Source organism: Geodermatophilus sp. SYSU D00691 (genome assembly GCF_054050275.1).
In genome coordinates, this window is the sequence record NZ_JBJGYZ010000008.1 from 59,428 (window position 1) to 81,052 (window position 21,625).

A 21,625-nucleotide genomic window follows, 5' to 3' on the forward strand; every position below is an offset into this window, starting at 1 on the left:
CGCTCAGGCGGTACCGCTACCGGCGGCGATCCCCGCCAGCGTCTCCTCCAGGTCGCGGTCGCTGTCGGCCGTGCCCGCGTGCACGGTGAGCACGGGGGTGAGGTCGTGCGCCGCGCCCTCGGGCGTCGTGCCGGCCGGGGCGACGACCAGCGACGGTAGCGGGGCGGGCTGCTCCTCGCTGACGACGACGCCGGCCCGGCGCAGCGACTCGGTGACGTTGGCCGCCCGCCGCTCGGCGCGCCAGCCCTCACCGGCCCGCAGCTCCAGCGGGATCGACCGGCCCAGCGCGGCCTGCGCGGCCAGCCGCAGCGCGGCCCGGCCGTTGGCGTCGCCGTCCTGGACGACGGCCACCGGGCCCTGCGGAGCCAGCCCGGGCTCCCCCAGCTCGCCCGACACCACCACGACGCTGGTGGTGAGCGAGGCGGGCCAGGGGGCCACCCGCCCCGTCTCCTCGGTCGCGGCCCAGCCCTCGCGGACCAGGACGACGTCGGCGTCGGAGCTGGTCGCGATCTCCGCGATCTCCGCCCAGGGGTCCTCGCTGAACCGGGACGCCACCGACGCCTTGAGCCCGCGGGACTCGACGATCCGGGCGAGGTCGCGCAGCTCGAGACCGGCGGAGGCCATGAGCGCCAGGTCGGCGCCGAGGCCGCTGGAGACCTCCGGCTTCGGTGTCGTCCGGAGCAGGGCCCGGGCGAGCACGACCTGGGCCGGCGACTCCCGGCCGACGAGGTCGCACGCGAGGTGGACCAGGGCCTCGTCGTGCTTCGGGTCGTCGATGACGACCAGCACCGTGTACGCATCGACCAGCCCCATGGCCTCGCGCTCGGCCGCGGCGATGTCCCGCTCGAGCACCCGCTTCGGGTAGACGAGGGTCAGCAGCGGCGACGTCATCACCGTCGTCACCACGGCCATGATCACCATCAGCGTGAACATCTCGCCGTCGAGGACGCCGAGCTGCATGCCGATGTTGAGGATGACCAGCTCGGTGAGGCCACGGGTGTTCATGAGCACGCCGAGCGCCGTGGCCTGGCGGCGCGGCACGCGCTGCGCCCGGGCGGCGACGAAAGCGCCGATGAACTTGCCCGCGATGGCGACCAGCAGGATCAGGAACAGCTCCCACACGCCGGACAGGCCGACCGCGCCGACGTCGACGCTGGCCCCGGTGACCACGAAGAACACCGGCAGCAGGAGCAGGACGCTCACCTGCTCCAGCCGGTCGGTGATGTCGTGGGTGAGCTTGGCCGCTCCCTGGCGCGGCATGATCACGCCGAACACGAAGGCGCCGAAGATGAAGTGGACGCCGATCTCCTCGGCCACCCAGGCGCTGGTCAGGATGCCGATCAGCACCAGCGCCATCATGTCGGGCGTGAGCTGGCCGAACCGCTCGTAGCGGGTGACCAGGCCCTTGAGCAGCCGCTTGACGACGGTGAACATCACGATCGCGAAGACGATCGAGAAGCCCAGGATCTGGATGACGCCGGTGAACGAGGTGGCGGCGACGATGGCCACCACGATCGCCAGCAGCGACCAGGCCAGGACGTCGTCGACGGCGGCGCAGGCCAGGGCGAGCACGCCGGTCGGGATCCGGTGCATGTTCCGCTCGGCGAGGATGCGCGCCAGCACGGGGAACGCGGTGATCGACATGGCGACGCCCAGGAAGAGGGCGAAGGCCAGGAAGGTCACCTCCTCGCCGCCGACGACGTCGTGCTTGTCGTGCAGGTAGGTCGCCAGCAGGAATCCGAGGCCGAACGGCAACGCGATCGAGGCCAGGGAGACCGAGACGGCGATCTTCTCCCGGCCCCTGATGAACGACAGGTCGACCTCCAGGCCGACCAGGAACATGAACAGCACCAGCCCCAGCTGGGCCAGCACGTTCAGGAACGGCCGGATGTCGGCCGGGATGAGCAGGGTGTCCAGGTCGCCGGGCAGGGCGCCCAGCAGGGTGGGGCCCAGGAGGATGCCGGCGATGATCTCGCCGACGACGGCGGGCTGCCCGACCTTGACGGCCAGCCTGCCGAAGACCCGGGCGATGACCATGATCACCGCCAGGTCGATGAACACGTAGGCGATGATCTCGGGTATCTCGCGTTCCACTGTCTGCTCCGCTGAGGCAGGTGCGCCTGTGCTGCCAGGCGACGAGGTTCAGGTCGGCCAGAGGCCGCGCCAACGCCGCAGCAGGCGTCGTCCGGCCGCGCATGCTAATGGCGCGCACCTGCTGGTGGAGCAGATCGCGACGCGGTTCGCGCGGACTTCGGCCAGGCGCTCGCAACGGGGTTCCCCGGTCGCCCCGGCGCGGGCAGACTGACCCGCTGCCGCCCCCGCGGCGTCCCGGTGGGACCGGGAGTTGTACAGGCAACTGGAGGAGATTCATGGACGCCGCTGGCCTGGTGGGATCCGCGCCCGCCACCATCGCGGACTACCAGGTGGTCAGGGTGCTCGGTGAGGGCAACCACGGCCGCTTCTACCTGGCCCGCCCGCCTGCCCGGCTGGGCCTTCCGGACGAGTTCGTCGCGGTCAAGGTCTTCTCCGGCCAGCACAGCGAGCAGGCCTACGAGCGGGGCGTCCGCGAGCTGCGCGCCTTCGCGCAGGTCGCCTCGCCCTACCTGGTGAAGGTCTACGACGCCGTCCTGCAGGACAGCTTCATGTACGCGATGGAGTACCTGCCGCTGGGCTCGCTGGCCGCCCCGGCGCGGCCGCTGTCGCGCGGCGAGGTGCTGCGTGCCGTGGCGCACGCCGCGCACGCGCTGCACGCGCTGCACGAGGCCGGCCTCACGCACGGCGACCTCAAGCCGGCGAACATCCTGCTCACCGAGAACGGGGCGAAGCTCTCCGACCTCGGCCTGGCCCGCTACCTGACCCCGGGCGTCACGCTGACCGGCATGGCCAGCGCGGCGTCCGTCGAGTACCTGGACCCGGCGCTGCTGCGCGGCGACCGGCCCTCGCGGGCGACGGAGGTGTTCGCCCTCGGGGCGACCCTGCACCGGGCCCTCACCGGCACCGGCCTCTACGGCGAGCTGCCCGACGGCGAGCCGCTGCTGGCCATCCGCAAGGTCATGAGCGCCGAGCCCTCGATCGCCGCCGGCCTCACCGAGGACGAGGCCGCGCTGGTGCAGGCCTGCCTGGCGCCGGTCGGCCAGCGGCCGGCCACCGCCGAGGAGGTCGCCCAGCGGCTCGAGGCGCTGGCCGCGCCGCAGCTCCAGAACGCCTGAGCGACGAGAAGGCCCCGCTCCCGGACCGGGAGCGGGGCCTTCTGCGTGCCGGGGGATCAGACGACGAAGTCGCTGTTCTGCGGGTCGTTCCACCAGGTCCAGAGGGTGTTGAGCCCCTCCTGCCCGCCGCCGACGATGCCGATGAGGCCCTCGGCGCGGACGTCCTCCTGCGTCCAGACGATGACCGCCGTCTGGTCGTCCGGGTCGATGTAGCAGGCGACCCGGCCGGCGCGCTGGCTGTTCGCCGTCCAGAACCGGTAGCCCTGGGTGTCCGGGCAGTCGGTGCCGCTGGCCAGCTCGGCGAGGTTCTGCGCCTGCACGTCGCGGAGGAACACGCCGTCGAGCGTGCTGACGTCGGGGTACAGGTAGAACAGCGAGACGGTCGGGCCCGGGTCGTCGGAGATCGTGGCGCCGCAGTCGAGCGCGGCGATGTCGCCGTCCCCGGCCGGGTCCTGGGTGCGGCAGGAGTCCGCGTCGAAGCCCAGCGGGATGCTGGCCCGCAGCTCGTCCTCGGGGGCGTCCGGCGGCGGGGTCGTGCTCGACGTCGTCGTCGACGACGAGGTCGACGTGGAGGTGCTCGTCGACGTGGAGGTGCTCGGGCCAGCGCCGCCGCCACCACCGTCGCCGCCGCTGAGGACGACGACCAGCACGACCACGCCGACGACGACGAGCGCGCCGACGCCGATCAGGATCGGCAGCAGGGTGTTCTTCTTCCCCCCGCCGCCCTGGCCGGTCGCGCCGTACGGCGGGCCGGGCTGCGCGGGCGGTCCGTAGCCGCCGGGCGCCGAGGCCACCCCGTAGCCGGCGGTGGGCGGGCCGGGGTTGCTCGGCGGGCCGAAGCCGCCGGTGGGCGCGCCGGGGTTGGACGGCGGGCCGTAGCCGGTGGGGGCGCCCGGGTTGGACGGCGGGCCGTAGCCGGTGGGGGCGCCGGGGTTCGACGTCGGGCCGTAGCCCGTCGGCGGCGCACCGGTGCCCGCGGCCGGCGTGTACGCACCGGCCGGTCCCGGGTTGGAGAACCCGACCGTCTGCGGCGGCACGTAGGGGATCGGGGTGATCGAGGTCGGCGGGGCCGCCGGCGCGGGCACGTCGGGCTTGGGTGCGACACCGGAGGCGGTCAGCGCGCGGCGGGCGGCGGCGGCGAACTCGCCGGCGGTCGCGTAGCGCTCGTCGGGGTCCTTGGCCAGGCCCTTGAGGATCACCTCGTCCAGCGCCTTGGGCAGGTCCGGGCGAACCGCCGACGGCGGCTGGGGGTCGGTGTTGAGGTGGGCGTACATCAGCGTGGCCAGGCCGTCGCCGACGAACGGCCGTCGCCCGGTCAGGCACTCGAAGAGCACGCAGGCCAGGGCGTAGACGTCGACCCGCTTGTCGGCCGGCTTCTCCAGGAACCGCTCGGGCGCCATGTAGTCGAACGAGCCCAGCGCCGCGCCGGTCTGGGTGAGCGCCGGCCCGGCCTGGTCGGTGGTCGAGCGGGCGATGCCGAAGTCGACCAGGTAGACGAACTCGTCGTCCCCCTCGCCGGTGATGAGCACGTTCGACGGCTTCACGTCGCGGTGCACCAGGCCGTCGGCGTGCGCGGAGTCCAGCGCCCGCGCCGTCTGGCTGATGATCGCCACGGCCCGCTCGGGGCTCATCGGCCCCTCCTGCGCGAGCACCGCGGCGACGTCGCGCCCTGGCACCAGCCGCATGTCGAGGAAGAGCCGGCCGTCGATCTCGCCGTAGCGGTGGATCGGCACGATGTGCGGCTCGTTGAGCCGGGCGGCCAGGTGCGCCTCGCGGCGGAACCGCTCGCGGTACCCCTGGTCGGCGGCGAGCGTCTCGGAGAGGACCTTGAGCGCCACGACCCGGTCGTGCTCGGTGTCGAAGGCGCGGTAGACCTCTCCCATGCCACCGCGGCCGAGCAACGCCTCGATGCGGTAGGCACCGAACTGTTCGAACTCCACGCGTACAACCTCCGTAGCCGCGACCCGGCGCTCCTCGGTACCGGCGCCCAGGTGCGGTCGTCGGCGGAGTCTAAGGACGGAGCTGGCGTGCGACCAGCGTTCCGGTCCTGGGCGAGCCGCGTCGCAGGTCACCTCGCGGGTCACGGCAACCGTAAGGGGGCACCTGGGGTGATTCGTGACGGACCCGTGACGAATGCCGCGCGCGAACCGGTAGGCGCGGGCACGGCGCATCGCTACCTTGGCCGCCGCTACGGGCGCCTCCCGCCCACCTGTACCCGAACGAGAGAAGCACGATGAGCCAGCCTCCAGGTCCATACGGCGGTCAGTACGGCCAGCCCGGCCCGTACGGTCAGCCCGGTCAGCCCGGCCCCTACGGCCAGCCGGGTGGCCAGCCCGGCCAGTACGGTCAGCCCGGCCCCGGCCAGTACGGCCCTCCCGGGGGCGGGTTCCCGCCCGGCGGGCCCGGTGGCTACGGCGGGTACGGCCAGCCGCCGAAGAAGAGCAGCCCCCTGCCGTGGATCATCCTCGCGGTCGTGGTGGTGCTCGCCGGCGTCGGCGTCCTGCTGTTCTTCCTGCTCGGCGGGGACGACGACGAGGGCGGCAACACCGCGAGCAGCTCCAGCTCGACCTCGACCTCCACCTCGACCAGCACCTCGACCAGCGAGGTGCCGGACATGGGCATGGACATGGGCGACATGTCGCTGCCCGGCGGCGCCTCGACCCCGCCGCCCACCAACCCGGGCGGTGGGATGAGCGACACCCCCACCTCCGGCGGCGAGGAGGGCTTCCCCGGCTCCACCGACACCGCGCTCACGTTCGTGGACTCCATGGCGACCGGTGACTTCGCCACCGCCTACGCGACGCTGAGCCCGACGCTGCAGGGCCAGTTCCAGCAGCTGGCCGCCGAGAACCAGGTGACCCCGGAGCAGGTCCTCGCCGCGCTGTTCTACGACACCCTCGGCGGCGCCGGCATCACGGGCGGCACGCTGGACAGCGTCGAGAACGCGCCCAGCGAGGGCCTCGACGTCGTCTCCTTCACCCTGGAGCTCGACAACGGCAGCACCTTCAACCTGCTCGTCGGCATCGACCAGAACCTGACGGTCGTCGGCTGGGCCTGATCCCACCCGCACGCGCGAACGGCCCCCGCACCTGCCCAGGTGCGGGGGCCGTCCCGTGTAGCAAGCTGTGCCGGTGTTCGCGGTGACGCGCCTGCGGGTGCCCGACGACGGGGCCGGCGAGCTGGCCACGGCCCTCGACGGCCTGCTGGCCGCGCTCGGCGCCCGCCCCGGGTTCCTCGGCGGCGAGGTGGGCCGCTCGACCGAGGACGCCGCCCTGTGGGCGCTGCTGACCCGCTGGGACGGCGTCGGCTCCTACCGGCGCGCGCTGTCGGCCGCGGACGTGAAGATCGCCGGGGCGCCGGTGTGGGTACACGCCCTTGACGAGCCCGGGGTCTACGTCGACAGCCAGTAGGGGAGCGCCGATGAGCCAGCCACCGGACGACGCCGAGCGGACCCGGGCGATGCGCCTGCCGCCGGTGCCCGGCCGGCGCCGACCGGACGGCGGGACCGCGGCCGACCAGCCCACCGACCAGCTGCCGCCGTCCCCGCCCCGCGAGCCGACCGACCGTTTCGGCCCGTGGCAGCCGCTGCAGCCGCGGGTCGTCCCGCGCCGGCGCAGCCGGACCGCGGTCGTCGTCCCGCTGCTGGCGCTGCTGGTGGTCGCGATCGGCGTGCTCGCCGTCGTCCTCTGGGGCTGACGAGGGCGCCGCGGGCCGCCGACTACCGTGGACGGGTCAACCCCCGCCGACCGCCAGCCGGATGGAGCACCTGTGGCAGCCCCTGCCAACGCCAAGTCCAAGACGCACGACCCCGCCCACCTCGACAAGGTGGTCAACCTCTGCAAGCGCCGGGGGTTCGTCTTCCCGTCCGGTGAGATCTACGGCGGCACCCGCTCCGCCTGGGACTACGGGCCGCTGGGCGTGGAGCTCAAGGAGAACATCAAGCGGCAGTGGTGGCGGACCGTCGTCCAGGGCCGGGACGACATCGTCGGCCTGGACTCCTCGGTGATCCTGCCCCGCCAGGTGTGGGTCGCCTCCGGCCACGTCGGCGTCTTCACCGACCCGCTGACCGAGTGCCAGCACTGCCACAAGCGGTTCCGGGCCGACCACCTCGAGGAGGAGTACGAGGCGCGCAAGGGCCGGGCGCCGGAGAACGGCCTGGCCGACATCACCTGCCCGAACTGCGGCACCAAGGGCGCGTGGACCGAGCCGCGCGACTTCAACATGATGCTCAAGACCTACCTCGGCCCGGTCGAGGACGAGTCCGGGCTGCACTACCTGCGGCCCGAGACCGCGCAGGGCATCTTCGTGAACTTCGCCAACGTCAGCGGCGCCGCCCGCAAGAAGCCGCCGTTCGGCATCGGCCAGATCGGCAAGTCGTTCCGCAACGAGATCACGCCGGGCAACTTCATCTTCCGCACCCGCGAGTTCGAGCAGATGGAGATGGAGTTCTTCGTCGAGCCCGGCACCGACGCCGAGTGGCACCAGTACTGGATCGACGAGCGCACCCGCTGGTACACCGACCTGGGCATCTCCCCGGACAACCTGCGGCACTACGAGCACCCGAAGGAGAAGCTGTCGCACTACTCGACCCGCACCGTCGACATCGAGTACCGCTTCGGCTTCCAGGGCTCCGAGTGGGGCGAGCTCGAGGGCATCGCCAACCGCACCGACTTCGACCTGAAGACCCACACCGAGCACTCCGGCGTCGACCTCTCCTACTTCGACCAGGCGACCGGCACCCGCTGGGTGCCCTACGTCATCGAGCCGGCGGCCGGCCTGACCCGCTCGCTCATGGCGTTCCTCATCGAGGCCTACACCGAGGACGAGGCGCCCAACACCAAGGGTGGCGTCGACACCCGCACGGTGCTGCGGCTGGACCCGAGGCTGGCGCCGGTCAAGGCCGCGGTGCTGCCGCTGTCGCGCAACGCCGACCTCTCGCCCAAGGCCCGCGACCTCGCCGCGAAGCTCCGGCAGAGCTGGAACGTCGACTTCGACGACGCCGGCGCGATCGGCCGCCGCTACCGCCGGCAGGACGAGATCGGCACGCCGTACTGCCTCACCGTCGACTTCGACACCCTCGAGGACGACGCGGTGACGGTGCGGGAGCGCGACACGATGACGCAGGAGCGGGTGGGCCTCGACCGGGTGGAGGGCTACCTCAAGGAGCGGCTGCCCGTCTGCTGAGCCGGGCCGGGGGAAGGTCAGGCTAGCCTTCCCGCGTGCGCACCGCCCGTCCGTCCCGTGGCTGAGGCCCCGACGACGGGCGGGCGGCTGCTGCTGCGCGCCCTGCGCCGGCACCGCGGGCGGCTGGCGCTGTCGGTGCTGCTGCTCAGCCTCTGGCAGCTGTGCGAGGCGCTCGTCCCGGTGTTCATCGGCGTGGTCGTCGACCGGGCGGTGGCCGGCGCCGACGTCGGCGCGCTGCTGCGGTGGCTCGGCGGGCTGGCCGTGCTGTTCGTCGTCCTCAGCCTCGCCTACCGGTTCGGCGCCCGGACGACCGTGCGGGCGATGCAGGAGGAGACGCACGACCTCCGCATGGAGGTCGCCGACCGGGTGCTGCACCCCCGCGGCGTGCGCACCGAGCTGCTGCCCGGCGAGACCCTGTCGCTGGCCACCTCCGACGCCGAGTCGGTCGGCAACGTGCTGCACCAGGTGTCGTTCACCGTCGCCTCCCTGGTCTCGCTGGTGACCGGCGCCGTCGTCCTGGTCCGGGCCGACGTCGTCGTCGGGCTGGTCGTGCTCGGCGGGGTGCCGGCCGTGGTGGCGGCGACGCTGCTGCTCGCGCCCCGCATCGAGAGGCGCAGCGGGGAGCACCAGGCGGCGGTGGCCCGCGCCACCGGGGTGGCCACCGACCTCGTGCGCGGCCTGCGGCCGCTCAAGGGCATCGGCGCCGAGGACGCTGCCGCGGCGCGGTTCCGCACCGAGAGCCGGCGGGCGCGGACGGCGAGCATCGCGATGGCGCGCTCGGTGGGCGCCCTGTCGGGCCTGTCGGTCGCCCTCGGCGGGCTGCTGCTCGCCGCCGTCGCGCTGCTCGCCGGCCGGGCGGCGCTGGCCGGCGACATCGGCACCGGCGAGCTCATCGCCATCGTCGGGCTGGCCGCCTTCCTGTCCGGGCCGATCCAGTGGCTGGGCGAGCTCGGCGCGCAGGCGGCCACCTCGCGGGCCTCGGCCGGCCGGATCGCCGCCTTCCTCGCCGGCCCGCCGCTGGTGGCCGCCGGGTCCCGCACCGACGCGGCCGACCCGCCCGAGCTGGCGCTGGAGCTGGCCGGCTCGGTCGTGACCGCGCGCCCGGGGGAGCTGCTCGCGGTGGTGGTCGACGACCCGGCGCTGACCCGCGACCTGGTCGCCCGGCTCCGGGGGGAGGACGGCGGCGGGGTCGTCCTCGGCGGGGTGCCGCTCGGCGAGCTGAGCACCGCCGCCGCCCGCGAGCGGCTGCTGGTCACCGACACCCGGATCGACCTGTTCGAGGGCACCCTGCGGTCGGCCGTCGACCCCCGGTCGCGGCTGGCCGACGACGAGCTCGCCCGCGTGCTCGGCCAGTCGGCCGCCACCGACGTCGTCGCGCTGCACCCCGACGGGCTCGAGCAGCCGGTCGTCGTGGACGGCGCCGCGTGGTCGGGCGGCCAGCGGCAGCGGATCGCGCTCGCGCGGGCGCTGGCCACCGGGACGCCGGTGCTCGTCATGGCCGAGCCGACCAGCGCGGTCGACGCGGTCACCGAGCAGCGCATCGCCGAGGGCCTGCGCGCGGCCCGGCACGGCGCGGGAGCGCGGTGCACCACGGTGCTGCTCACCGGCAGCCCGGCCCTCCTCGCGCAGGCGAGCCGCGTGCTGTTCGTCGCCGGCGGGCAGCTCCGGGAGGGCCGGCACGCCGATCTCCTGCACGACCCGGTGTACCGCGCGCTGGTGGCCCGGTGAGCCGGCTTCTGCTGCCCGTCGCCGGGCGCCGGGAGACCGCCCGCCTGGCCTGGGCGCTGGCGCGCCGGCGCCGCGGGGTCCTGGTCCTCACGATCGCCGCCTTCACCGCGGTGGGGCTGGCCGGCCTGGTGGGGCCGTGGATGCTCGGGCGGATCGTCGACGCGGTGGCCGCCGGCGACGCGGGCGCGGTGACCGCGTCGGCGCTGGCGATCGCCGCGGCCGCCGTGGTCGGCGGCACGTGCACGGCCGCCTCGATCGCGCTGCTCGCGCGGACCGGCGAGCCGGTGCTGGCCGAGCTGCGGGAGCGGGTGCTCGACCGGGCGGTGCACCTCGACGCCGGCGAGGTCGAGCGGGGCGGCGCCGGGGACCTCCTCTCCCGCGTCGGCGACGACGTCCGCGCGGTGGCCCGCTCGCTCGTCGACGCCGTCCCGCTGCTGGTCGACTCGCTGCTGGCCGTCCTCCTCACCGCCGCCGGGCTGTTCGCGCTGGACTGGCGGCTCGGGCTGGCCGGGCTGGTGGTCGCGCCGCTGTACGCCGCCGCCAGCCGCTGGTACCTCGGCCGCTCGGGGCCGATGTACCGGCGGGAGCGGGCCGCCAACGGGGAGCGCGCCCAGGCGCTGGTCACCGGGCTGCAGGGGGCGGGCACGCTCCGGGCGCTGCGGTTGGAGGCCGACCAGCGGGCCCGGGTCGAGGCGGCCTCCCGCGGGGCGCTGACCCTGTCGGTCGACGTGTTCACGCTGCTCACCCGGTTCTTCGGCCGGAACAACCGCACCGAGTTCGTCGGCCTCGCCGCCGTCCTCACGGCCGGGTTCCTGCTGGTGCGCGCCGACGCGGTGACCGTCGGCGCGGTGACCGCGGCCGCGCTGTACTTCCACCGGCTGTTCAACCCGGTGGGCGCGCTGCTGCTCGTGCTCGACGAGGTGCAGTCGGCCGGCGCGTCGCTCAGCCGGCTCGCCGGGGTGGCGCTGCTCCCGCAGCCGCCCGCGGCCGGCGGCGCCGAGCCGGCCGGTCGCGACCTCGAGCTGTCCGCGGTGTCCTACGCGTACGTGCCGGGGCGGCCGGTCGTGCGGGACGTGACGCTGCGGCTGGCGGCGGGGGAGCGGGTGGCCGTCGTCGGGGCCACCGGCGCCGGCAAGACGACGCTCGGCCGGCTCGCCGCGGGGCTGCTGGCGCCGACCGCCGGCACCGTGACGTTCGGCGGCGTGCCGCTGGGGGAGCTGGGTCCCGAGCGGTTGCGGCGCTGCATCGCCGTCGTCACCCAGGAGGTGCACGTCTTCGCCGGCACCGTGCGCGACAACCTCGCGCTGGCCCGCCCGGCCGCCACCGACGGCGAGCTGTGCGCCGCCCTGGCCGCCACCGGCGCGCTGCGGTGGGTGCAGGCGCTGCCCGACGCGCTGGACACCGTCGTCGGCGAGCACGGGGAGGCGCTGACGCCGGCGCAGGCGCAGCACCTGGCGCTGGCCCGGGTGGTCCTCGCCGACCCGGCGGTGGTGGTGCTCGACGAGGCCACCGCCGAGGCCGGCTCGGCCGGCGCGCGCGAGCTGGAGCAGGCCGCGGCCGCCGCGGTGCGCGGGCGCTCGGCACTGACCGTGGCGCACCGGCTCACCCAGGCGCGGGCCGCCGACCGGGTGCTGGTCATGGACGACGGCCGGGTGGTCGAGGCCGGCACCCACGACGAGCTGGTCGCCGCCGGCGGCCGCTACGCCGCGCTCTGGGCGGCCTGGGCCGGCTGAGGGCAGGGCCGTCCGGATCTGGTCGCCACCGGCGGGCGGGAGCATGATCGGCCGCCCAGGACCCGAGGCAGGGTCGTGCGGCCCGGCCCGCATCGTCGAGGAGCAGCCCGGACACGAGGAGGCCTGCTCCCGATCCCTGCTCCGAACCGCCACGTCCCCGCACTCCGCCTGGGAGCCGAACGGAGGATCAGGGGGAACGACGATGTCCGACAAGGGCAAGACCAACATCTGCGTCATGTGGGTCGTCGGCCCGGACGACGTGGCCGAGGGCGACCGCATCTTCGAGAGCCACGCGCAGTGGATGACGGGCCACCCCCGGGAGGGGGACGAGGCGCTGCTGTCCTACCGGATCTCCAAGGGTCCGCAGCTGGAGGACCCGACGGACCCGAACTCGGCGCCGACCGGCAACACCATCTTCGTCCTGTACGAGGTCTACGAGACCCCGGCCGGTGTGCCCAACCACTGGAAGATGGCGATGGAGAGCTGGGAGGACCTGCCGGCCTTCATGGACTGGAGCAAGGGGAGGGCGGCCACCTTGCACGACGGAACCCTGGTCCAAGCGCTCTGGTGACGCCGCGCAGCCGTCGACGGGACGCGCGCCGGAGGCCCCCGCACCGTCGGGGGTCTTCCGGTCTCGCGGGCGCGACCCACTTACCCTGGGTGGAGTGACGACGACGCTCGAGCCGGCGACGGCGACCGCGCCGCTGCGGCTGGGCGCGCTCACCGTCGACCCCGCCGTCGTCCTCGCCCCGATGGCCGGCATCACGAACCCGGCGTTCCGCACGCTGTGCCGCGAGTTCGGCGCCGGCCTCTACGTCTGCGAGATGATCACCACGCGGGCGCTGGTCGAGCGCAACGAGAAGACGCTGCAGATGGTCCGGGCCACGCCCGACGAGAAGGACGCCTTCTCCGTGCAGCTCTACGGCGTCGACCCGGCGACGGTCGGCCGGGCGGTTGAGATGCTCGTCGACGAGGACGTCGCCGGCACCCGCCCGGCGCACATCGACCTCAATTTCGGCTGCCCGGTGCCCAAGGTGACCCGCAAGGGCGGCGGCTCGGCGCTGCCGTGGCGCCGGCGGCTGTTCGAGAACATCGTGCGCGCCGCGGTGGCCGCCGCCCGCGACGTCCCGGTGACGGTCAAGACCCGCGTGGGCATCGACGCCGAGCACCACACCTACCTGGAGGCGGGGCGGATCGCGGAGGACGCCGGCGCCGCCGCGATCACCTTGCACGGCCGCACCGCCGACCAGCTCTACAGCGGGACGGCGGACTGGTCGCACATCGCCCGCCTGGTGGAGCACGTGGACATCGCGGTGCTCGGCAACGGCGACATCTGGGAGGCCGACGACGCGCTGCGCATGGTCGCCGAGACCGGGTGCGCCGGCGTCGTCATCGGCCGCGGCTGCCTGGGCCGGCCCTGGCTGTTCGGCGACCTCGCCGCCGCCTTCGCCGGGACGCCGGAGCGGGCGCTGCCCAGCCTGCGCGAGGTGGCCGCGGTGATGCTCCGGCACGCGACGCTGCTGAGCGAGGAGCAGGGGGAGCGGCACGGCTGCACCGACTTCCGCAAGCACGTCGCCTGGTACCTCAAGGGCTTCTCGGTCGGCTCCGACGTCCGCCGCGGGCTGGCGATGGTCAGCAGCCTCGACGAGCTGGCCGGCCTGCTCGACCGCATCCCCGAGCAGCCCTACCCCCTGGAGGTGCTGGGCGCCCCGCGCGGGCGCACCAGCCCGCCGCGGCCGGTGGCCCTGCCGGAGGGCTGGCTGGCCGACCGCGACGACCCGCGCCCGCCCGCCGGCGCCGAGCTGGAGGTGAGCGGGGGGTGACCCAGGGCCCGTACCTGTACGACGAGGGCCCCGAGCCCCTGCACACCGGGGCGGCCCGCAGCCGACGCGGCCTGCTGGTGGTCGTCCTCGGCGGCACCGTGCTGGCGGCGGTCGCCGCCGCGCTGGCCCTGCCGCTGGTCAAGGGCTCGGCCGACGAGCAGGCGCGCGAGGTGGCCGGCGTCTTCGTCGCCGCCCTGCAGCAGGGCGACACCGAGACGGCGTTCGAGCTGCTGTGCGAGTCCGAGCAGGCCCGCGTGGCGCCCGACCGGCTCGCCGACGAGTACCTCGTGCCCGGCACCGGGGAGGTCGTCGGCGCCGAGGACGGCGAGGGCTCGGCGCAGCGCGTGGAGGTCGAGTGGACCGACGACGGGGCGGTGACCAGCACGTTCCTGACGGTCGTCAGCCAGGGCGGCGCGAAGGTCTGCGGAACGTCGTCGTCCGGCTGAGTTCCGGTTCGCGGGAGCGCGGAGAGGCGGGGCCGTAAGCCTTCTCATGAGCGGACGAGCCTGCAACCATGGCGCCGCCCGGCTGACCGACCGCCGGGCCCGCTCGAGAGGAAGTCCGTTGTCGCAGCCGCCGTACCCGCCCGTTGCCGGCCCCCAGGGCCCCGCTTACGCACCGGCGCAGGGGCCCGCTTACGCTCCGGCGCCGCCGGCCGCACCGCAGCCCGCTGCGCCGACGCAGGTCGTCTTCCCCGGCCAGGTCCAGCTCCCGCCGCAGCCGCAGTTCGCCCCCACGCCGCAGCAGCAGCAGCCGACCCAGTTCGCCACGGGGTTCCCGAGCTACGTCTCGCCGCCGCCCTCGCCGAAGAACCGCACCGGCCTCATCGTCGGCATCATCGTCTGCCTGCTGGTCGTCGTCTTCGCCGTCCTCGGGTTCATCCTGGTCGGTTGACCACCGCGGGACCGGGCGCCGGGGACATCCCGGCGCCCGGGTGACCCGTGTCACCCTTCCCGGGCTCGCCTTCGGCGGCGTCGTCCGCCACGATCTTCTCCAACATTCTCGACAGGACGTCCAAGACGTCTGCCGGTCGCCGCACCTTTCCACGACGATGGGTGCGGCGGCTGACCGGGTGCGGAGGTGGGCATCGTGAAGTGGGTCTACGACTTCAGCGAAGGCAGCAAGGACCAGAAGGACCTGCTCGGCGGCAAGGGCGCGAACCTCGCCGAGATGACCAACCTGGGGCTGCCCGTCCCGCCCGGTTTCACGATCACGACCGACGCCTGCCGCCACTACCTGGAGCACGGGGCGCCGCCCGGTGAGCTGGCCGACCAGGTGACCGAGCACCTGACGGCGCTCGAGAAGGCCATGGGCAAGACCCTCGGCGATCCCGCGGACCCGCTGCTGGTGTCGGTCCGCTCCGGGGCCGCGGCGAGCATGCCCGGGATGATGGAGACCGTCCTCAACGTCGGCCTCAACGACGAGTCGGTGCAGGGTCTGGCCGCGCAGTCGGGCAGCGAGCGCTTCGCGTGGGACTCCTACCGCCGGCTGATCCAGATGTTCGGCAAGACCGTGCTCGGCATCGAGGGCGAGCTGTTCGACGACGCGCTCGACGAGGTCAAGCGCGAGCAGGGCACCGAGCTCGACCTCGACCTCGACACCGAGCACCTCAAGGACGTCGTCGAGCGGTTCAAGGCCATCGTCCGCGACCACACCGAGCGCGACTTCCCGCAGGACCCGCGCGAGCAGATGGACCTGGCGATCAACGCCGTCTTCGACAGCTGGAACTCGCCGCGGGCGATTCTCTACCGCCGCCGCGAGCGCATCCCCGGCGACGCCGGGACCGCGGTCAACGTCGTCGCCATGGTCTTCGGCAACCTCGGCATGGACTCCGGCACCGGCGTGGCGTTCACCCGCGACCCGGGCAGCGGCGAGCAGGGCGTCTACGGCGACTACCTGCAGAACGCGCAGGGCGAGGACGTCGTCGCCGGCATCCGCAACACCGTGCCGCTCACCGAGCTCGAGCAGATCGACCGGGGCGCCTACGACGAGCTGATGTCGATCATGTCCCAGCTCGAGGGCCACTACCGCGACCTGTGCGACATCGAGTTCACCGTCGAGCGCAACAAGCTGTGGATGCTGCAGACCCGTGTGGGCAAGCGGACCGCCGCGGCGGCCTTCCGCATCGCCACCCAGCTGGTCGACGAGGGCCTCATCGACATGGACGAGGCGGTCCGGCGGGTCACCGGCGACCAGCTCGCCCAGCTGATGTTCCCGCGGTTCGTCTCCGGCGGGGACGCCCGGCAGCTCACCCAGGGCATGAACGCCTCGCCCGGCGCCGCGGTCGGCAAGGCGGTGTTCTCCTCCGAGCGGGCCGTGGAGGAGGCGCAGAAGGGGGAGAAGGTCGTCCTGGTCCGGCGGGAGACCAACCCCGACGACCTGTCCGGGATGATCGCCGCGCAGGGCGTGCTCACCAGCCGCGGCGGCAAGACCTCGCACGCGGCCGTGGTCGCGCGGGGGATGGGCAAGACCTGCGTGTGCGGCGCCGAGGAGCTGCAGGTCGACACCAAGGCGGGGAAGTTCACCGCGCCCGACGGCACGGTGGTGAACGAGGGCGACGTCATCTCCATCGACGGCTCCACCGGCCGGGTGTGGCTGGGCGAGGTGCCGGTCGAGCCGTCGTCCGTCGTCCGCTACTTCGAGGGTGAGCTGGACCCCGACGCCGCGGACGCCGACGACCTGGTCAAGGCGGTCCACCGGATCCTCACGCACGCCGACTCCCGGCGGACGCTCGGCGTCCGGACCAACGCCGACACGCCCGAGGACTCCGCGCGGGCCCGCCGATTCGGCGCGCAGGGCATCGGCCTGTGCCGGACCGAGCACATGTTCCTGGGCGACCGGCGGCAGCTGGTGGAGAAGCTGATCCTGGCCGAGGGCGACGAGGAGCGGCAGGCCGCGCTCGACGCGCTCGAGCCCATGCAGAAGCAGGACTTCACCGAGATCTTCGAGGCCATGGACGGCCTGCCGGTGACGGTGCGGCTGCTCGACCCGCCGCTGCACGAGTTCCTCCCCGACCTCACCGAGCTGTCGGTGCGGGTCGCCGTCGCCGAGGCCGAGGGGCAGCCCGACGAGGGACAGCTGCGGCTGCTGGCCGCCGTCCGCCGGCTGCACGAGTCCAACCCGATGCTCGGCCTGCGCGGCGTGCGGCTGGGGCTGGTCGTACCCGGGCTGTTCGCGATGCAGGTGCGCGCGATCGTCGAGGCGGCGTGCGAGCGGAAGAAGGCCGGCGGCGACCCGCGGCCGGAGGTGATGATCCCGCTGGTGGGTGCGGTGCAGGAGCTGGAGGCGATCCGCGAGGAGTCGGAGAAGGTGATCGCCGACATCTGCGCCGAGCACGGGGTGGAGCTGCAGGTGCCGATCGGCACGATGGTCGAGGTGCCGCGGGCGGCGCTCACCGCCGAGGAGATCGCCCACTCGGCCGAGTTCTTCTCCTTCGGCACCAACGACCTCACCCAGATGACGTGGGGCTTCTCGCGCGACGACGTCGAGGCGGCGTTCTTCCACGCCTACCTCGACAAGGGGATCTTCGGGATCTCGCCGTTCGAGTCGCTCGACCGCGACGGCGTCGGCCGGCTGGTCAAGTTCGCCGTCGAGCGCGGCCGCCGCGGCCGGCCCGACCTGAAGCTGGGCATCTGCGGCGAGCACGGCGGCGATCCCGAGTCGGTGCACTTCTTCCACGAGGTGGGCCTGGACTACGTGTCCTGCTCGCCGTTCCGGGTGCCGGTGGCCCGGCTGGAGGCCGGTCGCGCGGCGCTCGGCGCGGAGCACGTCGGCAGCTGAGGCGGCACACCGTCCCCAGGCGCCTCACCCGGTCGGCCCCGCGTGGTACCCATGACGCGTGGGGGTGCGGCTGGGCAGCTGGGTGAGCAGGGTGGTCGCGGCCGCCGTGCTCGCCGTCTTCCTGCTCGTCGTGTCCACGGCGCTGGGCATCTGGTGGACGGCGCGGCAGGACTCCCGGCCGGGGAGCGACGCGATCGTCGTCCTGGGGTCGGCGCAGTACAACGGCGTCCCGTCGTCCATCTTCGAGGCGCGGCTGGAGCACGCGCTCACGCTCTACGAGCAGGGCGTGGCCCCGGTGATCGTGACGGTGGGCGGCAAGGCCGCCGGCGACCAGTTCACCGAGGCCGAGGCGGGTGCCGCCTACCTCGCGAACTCCGGGGTGCCGGACGACGCGCTGCTCGCCCTGCCCGAGGGCGTCGACACGCTGGAGAGCATGCGGGCGGTCGGCGCGGCGTTCGAGGAGCGCGGCTGGACGACGGCGGTTCTGGTGACCGACCCGTGGCACGCGCTGCGTGCCGAGCGGATGGCCGAGGACTCGGGCATGGAGGCGGAGAGCTCGCCCACGCGCCAGGGTCCGGCGGTGCAGACCCGCGCCACGCAGTTCCGCTACATCCTGCGGGAGACGGCGGCCTACCTGCTCTACCGCGCGACCGGCGAGAGCGTCGCCGGCGCGCCGGGGATCGGGTGACGGCGGTGCTGGAGCTGGGCAAGGCGGGCACGGCGGGCGTCGCGAACGGCGAGCTGCCGGTGCTGCGCGACGGCGCCGTGGTGGCGGTCCTGCGCGCGGCGAACTGGAAGGAGGCCGCCACGGCGGTCATCGGCGAGGCGGAGTGGGTCTACGCCAAGGCCAAGGGGACGCTGACGGCCCGGCGCGCGACCGACCCGGAGGGGACGGCGCTGCTCACGGCCCGGCAGACCTCGATGTGGAAGGGCACCTGGGGGCTCGACCTGGCCGGGACGCCGGTGGAGCTGCAGGTCGTCTCGTTCTGGAAGGGCGCCCACCGCTACCTCGCCGGTGGGCGGCAGATCGCCGAGAGCGGGTCGACCGGCGGCTGGTCGCCGCGACCGACGCTCACCGCCGACGAGCTGCCGCTGGAGCAGCAGGTCTTCCTGCTGTGGGTCGAGCTGGTGATCAGCCGCCGCAACACCGCGACGGTCACCGCCGCCACCGGCGCCGCCGTGATCGGGGGCAGCAGCTGATGGCCGGGCGTGGGCGGATCCGGGCGGCCGACATCGCGCTGGTGCGCGAGCGCAGCCGGATCGACGAGGTGGTCGGCGAGCACCTGCAGCTCAAGCGCGCCGGTGGCGGGAGCCTCAAGGGCCTCTGCCCGTTCCACGACGAGAAGTCGCCGTCCTTCCACGTCACGCCGGCACGCGGGCTGTACCACTGCTTCGGGTGTGGGGAAGGCGGCGACGTGATCGCCTTCATCCAGAAGATCGATCACCTGTCGTTCTCCGAGGCGGTCGAGCACCTGGCCGGCAAGGCGAATGTCGAGCTGCACTACGAGGACGACGGCGGGCGGCCCACGGGTGCGCCCGACCGGGCGCAGGCCGGGCAGCGGGCCCGGCTGGTCGCCGCCAACGCCGCGGCCGCGGAGTTCTACGCCGAGCAGCTGCGCACGCCCGAGGCGGTGCCGGCGCGGCAGTTCCTCGCCGACCGCGGCTTCGACCGGCAGGTCGCCGTCGACTACGGGTGCGGCTTCGCGCCGGGCGGCTGGGACGCGCTCACGCGGCACCTGCGCGGCAAGGGCTTCAGCCAGCAGGAGCTGGTCACCGCGGGCCTCGCGAAGGAATCGAGCCGCGGGTCGCTGATCGACCGGTTCCACCGTCGGCTCATCTGGCCGATCCGCGACATCACCGGCGACGTCATCGGCTTCGGAGCCCGCAAGCTGATGGACGACGACCCCGGCCCCAAGTACCTGAACACCCCCGAGACGCCGCTGTACAAGAAGAGCTCGGTGCTCTACGGCATCGAGCGGGCCAAGCGCGACATCGCCCGCCGGCACCAGGCGGTCGTCGTGGAGGGCTACACCGACGTCATGGCCTGCCACCTGGCCGGGGTCACCACCGCGGTGGCGTCCTGCGGCACCGCGTTCGGCCCGGAGCACATCGCCGTCCTGCGCCGGCTGCTCATGGACCAGGACGAGTTCCGCGGCGAGGTCGTCTACACCTTTGACGGCGACGCGGCCGGCCAGGCGGCGGCGATGAAGACGTTCAAGGAGGACCAGCGCTTCGTCGCGCAGACCTTCGTCGCCGTCGAGCCCGACGGCCGCGACCCGTGCGAGCTGCGGCAGGCGCACGGCGACGCCGCCGTCCGGGACCTGGTCGCGCGGCGCACCCCGCTGATCGAGTTCGTGCTCCGGACGACGCTGCAGGACTACGACCTCGACACCGTCGAGGGCCGGGTCGCCGCGCTCGAGCGCACGGCGCCGCTGCTCGCGCAGATCAAGGACCACGCGCTGCGCCCGGCCTACGCGCGGCGGCTGGCCGGGCTGATCGGCAACACCGACGAGGCCGAGGTGCTGGAGCGGGTGCGCCGGGTGACCGGCGGCGACGTCCCCACGCAGAGCCGCGGCCGGGGGCGGGTGCCGCGGCGCGGCCCCGACGAGATCGCCGTCGGCGTCGAGCGGGAGGCGGTCAAGGCGGCGCTGCAGGTGCCGGAGGTCGCCGGTCCCTCGTTCGACGCGATCCCGCCCGAGTCCTACACCGACCCCGACTACGCCGCCGTCGCCGCGGCGGTCGCCGCCGCCGGGGGAGCGGCCGCGGCCCGGGTGACCGGGCCGGAATGGCTGGACGAGGTGGCCCGCCACTGCGACCGGGAGACGGCGCGGGCACAGCTGACGGCGTTGGCCGTCGAGCCGCTGCGCTCGATCGGCGGAGAGTCCGACACCGTGTACGTCAACGCGATCCTTGCCCGGCTGCAGGAGATGGCGACCGTCCGCGAGGTGGCCGCGCTCAAGGGCCGGCTGCAGCGGATGAACCCGGTCGAGGAGGCCGACGCCTACAACAAGGCGTTCATGAAACTGCTGGCGCTGGAGCAGCAGGCGCGGTCGCTGCGCGAGCGGGCGATGGGCGGGCTGACGCCATGAGCCTGGTGGACACGCTGCGGCGGCGGTTCGCGCGACCGCCGGAGCTGGTGCGCGCCGTCGTCCAGGCGTCGTCGGACCCCGACGAGCGGGTGCTCGCCTGGGGCGTGCTGGCCGGCGAGGAGGGCTGGCTGGCCGCGACCTCGCGCGGGCTGCGCCGGGTGCCGGCCGACCTGCCGCTGGAGCAGGCCGGCGAGGTCGGCGTGCTGCCCTGGCACGAGGTCGGCACGGCCACCTGGAAGAAGCAAGGGGACGGCGGCACGTTCGTCGTCACGCCGCTGACCGAGGTGGAGCCCGGCGTGCAGGCGCGGCTGCCCGCCGAGCGGCACGCGCTGGCCGACGCCGGCGACCTGCCGGCCGTGCTCCGGCGGCGGGTCGACCAGACCGTCGTCGCCAGCCGCCGGTCGCCGCTGCCCGGCGGGGGAGGGGTGGTCCTGGTCGCCCGGCGGCTGCCCGGTCAGGCCGCGCGCGAGTGGACCGTCGTGTTCGACGACGACGCCGACCGCAACGACCCGGCCGCCCGCGAGGTGGCGCGGCAGAAGCTCGCCGACGCCGTCGCGGCCGAACAGCCGGACTGAGCGTGGGCGAGCTCGCGGTGGCCGTCGGGGGCGCGACCGTGCTCGTCGGCGTCCCGGTCGGCCTCGCTCTGCTGGGCCGGCGGGCGCGGCGGCGCGGCATCCCGGGCTCGGTGCTCGCGCCGTTGGAGGAGATCTGGGACCCGGTGGCCCACCGACGTCGATCGAGGTGCAGGTGCACGCCGAGCGCCAGGCCCCCGCACCCGCGCCCGGCGACCCGCCCCGGACTACTGCGGGGCGTCGCTCCCCATCTTCGCCTTGACGCCCTGGACGACGGCGTCGGCGCGGGCCTGCGCCATGCCCGCCACGCTCTGCAGCTTCGGGTCGTCCTTGGCGTGCTCCCAGGCGCGGCGGATCTGCTCGTAGCGCTCGCGGCCGGCGCGAGCGCCCAGCACGTAGCCGGCACCGAAACCGGCGAGGAAGGACAGCTTCGCCACGGGGGACCTCCTGGGGGCTGGGAACGTCGTGATCACGCTACCTGTGAGACACCCGACGCGCGGCTCCACG

19 protein-coding genes are annotated in these 21,625 nt (G+C 74.2%); 16 read left to right on the forward strand and 3 right to left on the reverse strand.

What is annotated here, in order from left to right:
• Window positions 1-3: 3 nt before the first annotated feature.
• The gene (locus ACI797_RS08070; RefSeq protein ID WP_456858103.1) at window positions 4-2,094 is read right to left on the reverse strand and encodes a cation:proton antiporter domain-containing protein; all 2,091 of its coding nucleotides are present in this window, start codon (window positions 2,092-2,094) and stop codon (window positions 4-6) included.
• A 275-nt stretch (window positions 2,095-2,369) separates the two neighbouring features.
• On the opposite strand from ACI797_RS08070, the gene ACI797_RS08075 reads away from it, so the two are divergent.
• Complete coding sequence (locus tag ACI797_RS08075; RefSeq protein ID WP_456538108.1) at window positions 2,370-3,209, forward strand: serine/threonine-protein kinase; 840 nt, start codon at window positions 2,370-2,372, stop codon at window positions 3,207-3,209.
• A 56-nt stretch (window positions 3,210-3,265) separates the two neighbouring features.
• On the opposite strand, the gene ACI797_RS08080 is transcribed toward ACI797_RS08075, so the two are convergent.
• Window positions 3,266-5,149: a protein kinase domain-containing protein gene (locus tag ACI797_RS08080; protein ID WP_456858106.1), complete on the reverse strand. Its 1,884-nt coding sequence runs from the start codon at window positions 5,147-5,149 to the stop codon at window positions 3,266-3,268.
• Between the two features lie 293 nt (window positions 5,150-5,442).
• On the opposite strand from ACI797_RS08080, the gene ACI797_RS08085 reads away from it, so the two are divergent.
• The 15 genes from ACI797_RS08085 to ACI797_RS08155 all read left to right on the forward strand — a co-directional run bounded on the left by ACI797_RS08085 (window position 5,443) and on the right by ACI797_RS08155 (window position 21,121).
• Complete coding sequence (locus tag ACI797_RS08085; protein ID WP_456858107.1) at window positions 5,443-6,267, forward strand: hypothetical protein; 825 nt, start codon at window positions 5,443-5,445, stop codon at window positions 6,265-6,267.
• 73 nt (window positions 6,268-6,340) lie between these two features.
• A complete protein-coding gene (locus ACI797_RS08090) occupies window positions 6,341-6,619 on the forward strand; it encodes an antibiotic biosynthesis monooxygenase family protein (protein WP_456858108.1) in 279 nt (92 codons plus the stop codon).
• A gap of 10 nt (window positions 6,620-6,629) precedes the next feature.
• Window positions 6,630-6,905 (forward strand): hypothetical protein, encoded by a 276-nt coding sequence (locus ACI797_RS08095; RefSeq protein WP_456858109.1) that lies wholly within the window; start codon window positions 6,630-6,632, stop codon window positions 6,903-6,905.
• Window positions 6,906-6,977: 72 nt separating this feature from the next.
• Window positions 6,978-8,393: a glycine--tRNA ligase gene (locus ACI797_RS08100; RefSeq protein WP_456538103.1), complete on the forward strand. Its 1,416-nt coding sequence runs from the start codon at window positions 6,978-6,980 to the stop codon at window positions 8,391-8,393.
• A 57-nt stretch (window positions 8,394-8,450) separates the two neighbouring features.
• Complete coding sequence (locus ACI797_RS08105; protein ID WP_456858111.1) at window positions 8,451-10,121, forward strand: ABC transporter transmembrane domain-containing protein; 1,671 nt, start codon at window positions 8,451-8,453, stop codon at window positions 10,119-10,121.
• Window positions 10,118-11,854 carry an ABC transporter ATP-binding protein gene (locus tag ACI797_RS08110; RefSeq protein ID WP_456858112.1) on the forward strand — a complete coding sequence of 579 codons (1,737 nt, stop codon included), beginning with the start codon at window positions 10,118-10,120 and terminating at the stop codon, window positions 11,852-11,854. Before ACI797_RS08105 ends, ACI797_RS08110 begins: the two co-directional genes overlap by 4 nt.
• A 202-nt stretch (window positions 11,855-12,056) precedes the next feature.
• On the forward strand, window positions 12,057-12,425 hold the full coding sequence (locus ACI797_RS08115) for a hypothetical protein (RefSeq protein ID WP_456858113.1): 369 nt from the start codon (window positions 12,057-12,059) through the stop codon (window positions 12,423-12,425).
• Between the two features lie 94 nt (window positions 12,426-12,519).
• Window positions 12,520-13,677 carry a tRNA dihydrouridine synthase DusB gene (gene dusB, locus ACI797_RS08120; protein ID WP_456858114.1) on the forward strand — a complete coding sequence of 386 codons (1,158 nt, stop codon included), beginning with the start codon at window positions 12,520-12,522 and terminating at the stop codon, window positions 13,675-13,677.
• The gene (locus tag ACI797_RS08125; protein WP_456858115.1) at window positions 13,674-14,123 is read left to right on the forward strand and encodes a hypothetical protein; all 450 of its coding nucleotides are present in this window, start codon (window positions 13,674-13,676) and stop codon (window positions 14,121-14,123) included. Before dusB ends, ACI797_RS08125 begins: the two co-directional genes overlap by 4 nt.
• 118 nt (window positions 14,124-14,241) lie before the next feature.
• The gene (locus ACI797_RS08130) at window positions 14,242-14,571 is read left to right on the forward strand and encodes a hypothetical protein (RefSeq protein WP_456538097.1); all 330 of its coding nucleotides are present in this window, start codon (window positions 14,242-14,244) and stop codon (window positions 14,569-14,571) included.
• 195 nt (window positions 14,572-14,766) lie between these two features.
• The gene (ppdK, locus tag ACI797_RS08135) at window positions 14,767-17,457 is read left to right on the forward strand and encodes a pyruvate, phosphate dikinase (protein WP_456858116.1); all 2,691 of its coding nucleotides are present in this window, start codon (window positions 14,767-14,769) and stop codon (window positions 17,455-17,457) included.
• Window positions 17,458-17,515: 58 nt separating this feature from the next.
• Complete coding sequence (locus ACI797_RS08140; RefSeq protein WP_456858117.1) at window positions 17,516-18,145, forward strand: YdcF family protein; 630 nt, start codon at window positions 17,516-17,518, stop codon at window positions 18,143-18,145.
• Window positions 18,142-18,657, forward strand: a complete 516-nt coding sequence (locus ACI797_RS08145; RefSeq protein WP_456858118.1) for a hypothetical protein — start codon at window positions 18,142-18,144, stop codon at window positions 18,655-18,657. Before ACI797_RS08140 ends, ACI797_RS08145 begins: the two co-directional genes overlap by 4 nt.
• A complete protein-coding gene (gene dnaG, locus ACI797_RS08150) occupies window positions 18,657-20,546 on the forward strand; it encodes a DNA primase (protein ID WP_456858119.1) in 1,890 nt (629 codons plus the stop codon). Before ACI797_RS08145 ends, dnaG begins: the two co-directional genes overlap by 1 nt.
• Window positions 20,543-21,121, forward strand: coding sequence for a hypothetical protein (locus ACI797_RS08155; protein ID WP_456858120.1), 579 nt, complete (start codon window positions 20,543-20,545; stop codon window positions 21,119-21,121). The genes dnaG and ACI797_RS08155 overlap by 4 nt, the downstream gene beginning before the upstream one ends.
• 224 nt (window positions 21,122-21,345) lie before the next feature.
• On the opposite strand, the gene ACI797_RS08160 is transcribed toward ACI797_RS08155, so the two are convergent.
• On the reverse strand, window positions 21,346-21,555 hold the full coding sequence (locus ACI797_RS08160) for a hypothetical protein (protein WP_456538089.1): 210 nt from the start codon (window positions 21,553-21,555) through the stop codon (window positions 21,346-21,348).
• Between the last annotated feature and the right edge of the window lie 70 nt (window positions 21,556-21,625).